Below are 2,480 nucleotides of genomic sequence, written 5' to 3' on the forward strand. Positions count from 1 at the left end.
GGTTAATCCGATCAGCAGTGATCTCGATTGTCTTCGGTGCTCGGTAGTCAAAGCCAAACCTGCTTACTCCAGCAACAATCTTAGCTTGGGCCAAGTATGAAACTTGGGCCGTAACCTGGTCCAAAACTTCCAAAGTTTGGTCCAAGTCAATGCCGCGTTCGAAGCGGAATGATGATTCTGACCGCAAGGTATGACGGCGGGTAGCTTGACGGATCATGCTTGGGTTAAACTGGCCTGCTTCTACCACCACTCGTTCAGTGGTAGTCGTCACAGCGACTTCAGGGTTAATTTCAATTCCAGCCAAAGAAAGGATTTGTTGACCAGCGGCCACGACGATATCTTGACCAGCTCGGAGGGCAATTGGGTCCCCTTCGACTTGTGGCAAGACTTCACCTTCTTGGGCCAAACGAACTTCAATCTTGGTTCCTTGGACCTTGTCCAAGTCATAGGCTTGCAAAGGTTGTCCCGTCAACAAAATCCAGTAGTTAATCGAATCAACAATAGTGTTGACCGGCTTAAAACCAGCATTCCACAACCGAGCTTGAAGCCAGAGTGGTGATTGACCGGCTGTCCCTTGTTCAAGAACACGGACACCGTAACCAGTTGCCAACTTGTCATCCCCAACAACCGTGACTACAGCATTCGACTTAGCTTGGTCACTCAAAACCGCTGTCTTTGGCCCAACAACACTTTGTTCCGTCATAGCGGCCAATTCATAGGCCATCCCCATCATCGACAACAAGTCGGCCCGGTTCGGCGTCAAATCCGTATCAATCACTGGATCAGACAAACCGAGGACGGCCATGGCATCATCCCCAGGCTTAACACCATCATCGGCACCAAAGACGTGGATTCCGACTTCAAATTCTTGTGGCGCCACCGCATCTGGCAAACCGATTTCTTGCAAGGCTACCAACATTCCGTAAGAAATTTCCCCACGCAAGTTGGCTTCGTTAATCGTTACTAAGTCGCCGGACTGGCGGTCAACGATTTGGGCACCAACCCGAGCTAAGATAACTAATTGGCCTTCGGCCACGTTAGGCGCTCCGGTCACGATTTGAATTTTTTCTTGACCGTCGAAGACTTCGGTGATGACCATGTGGTCTGAATCGGGGTGAACCTTGACTGAGTCAACTCGGACAACCACTAACCCGCTTTGCTTTTGCACCAAGCGGTCGGCGTCTTCCAATTCAACACTGGTCTTTTCGATTTGTTGGGCTAACTTTGAGACTGCTGCCGGTGACAAATCAAGACCCGGTTGTAAGTAGTGGTTAAGCCACTTTAAGTTTGTTTTCATGGTTAATTTCCCCGCTTGTTAAATTGTTCTAAGAACCGGACATCGTTTAAATAGAACTGACGAATGTCTTCAACGCCATACTTGAGCATGGCAAACCGATCTGGTCCCAAGCCGAAGGCAAAGGCTGAGTATTCTTCCGGGTCAACCCCGTCCATCTTCAAGACGTTCGGGTGGGTCATCCCCGCTCCCAGAACTTCAATCCAACGGATATCTTCCGGCTTGGTATCTTCCGTCACCTCATCCCAGGAAACATCGACTTCAACTGATGGTTCCGTAAATGGGAAATATGAGGGACGCAAGCGGATTTGGTGCTTTTCACCAAAGAGTTCTTGCATGATTGATAGCAAGGTTCCCTTCAAGTCCGCCATGGTAATGTTCTTTCCAACTACCAAACCTTCGACTTGGTGGAATTGGTGCGAATGAGTGGCATCATCGGTATCGCGACGGTAAACCTTTCCCGGAGCAATCATCTTCAAAGGTCCCTTTGAAAAGTCGTGCTTCTCCAAGGCCCGTGATTGCACGGGTGATGTCTGCGTACGCAACAAAATTTCCGGCGTGATATAGAAAGTATCCTGCATATCGCGGGCCGGGTGGTCCTTAGGTAAGTTTTCCCGTTCAAAGTTATATTCATCGGTTTCAACTTCGGGTGAATCGGTTGGGTCATCAATCACTTGGTAACCTAAGCCCAAAAAATGCCCTTCAATTTCATCCATGATTTGTTGCAAGACATGACGGGTTCCTATGGCTGGCTTGTTCCCTGGTAAGGTGACATCCAAGGTTTCGGCTGCCAGCAAGGCGTCCATTTCGGCCTTGGCTTGGGCTGCCTTCTTTTCATCCAAACTGGCTTGGATGGCTTGACGGACCTGGTTTCCGACCTGACCAACGGCCTTCTTTTCGTCAACCGACAAGTCCTTCATCGACTTCAAGGCAGTCGTCACTTGCCCCTTTTTCCCTAAGTACGCCAGGCGCACTTTTTCCAAATCAACATCTGGTTGGTCCAAGTCAGCTTGCGCTTGCTTGGCCAATGCTTGTAAATCATCAACTAATGTCATCTATCTTCCTCTTTTTCCCAATAAAAAAGCCCCTCGTGTTGTTATCAACACAAGGGACGTAAGAGAACTTCCGCGGTACCACCCAGGTTCTAGCAATTGCTAGCACTTAAAGCCGGTATCGGCGGCTGCCG

Annotated in this window: 2 protein-coding genes; both read right to left on the reverse strand. The window is 49.4% G+C overall.

The features are described from left to right. Window positions 1-1,297 (reverse strand): phenylalanine--tRNA ligase beta subunit-related protein (locus tag AOQ29_RS07945; protein ID WP_275936575.1); only part of this gene is annotated, 1,297 nt, incomplete at its 3' end. A gap of 2 nt (window positions 1,298-1,299) precedes the next feature. After that, a complete protein-coding gene (gene pheS, locus AOQ29_RS03565) occupies window positions 1,300-2,349 on the reverse strand; it encodes a phenylalanine--tRNA ligase subunit alpha (RefSeq protein ID WP_061993165.1) in 1,050 nt (349 codons plus the stop codon). Window positions 2,350-2,480 lie beyond the last annotated feature (131 nt).

The organism is Fructobacillus ficulneus (assembly GCF_001047075.2).
Lineage (GTDB): Bacteria > Bacillota > Bacilli > Lactobacillales > Lactobacillaceae > Fructobacillus > Fructobacillus ficulneus.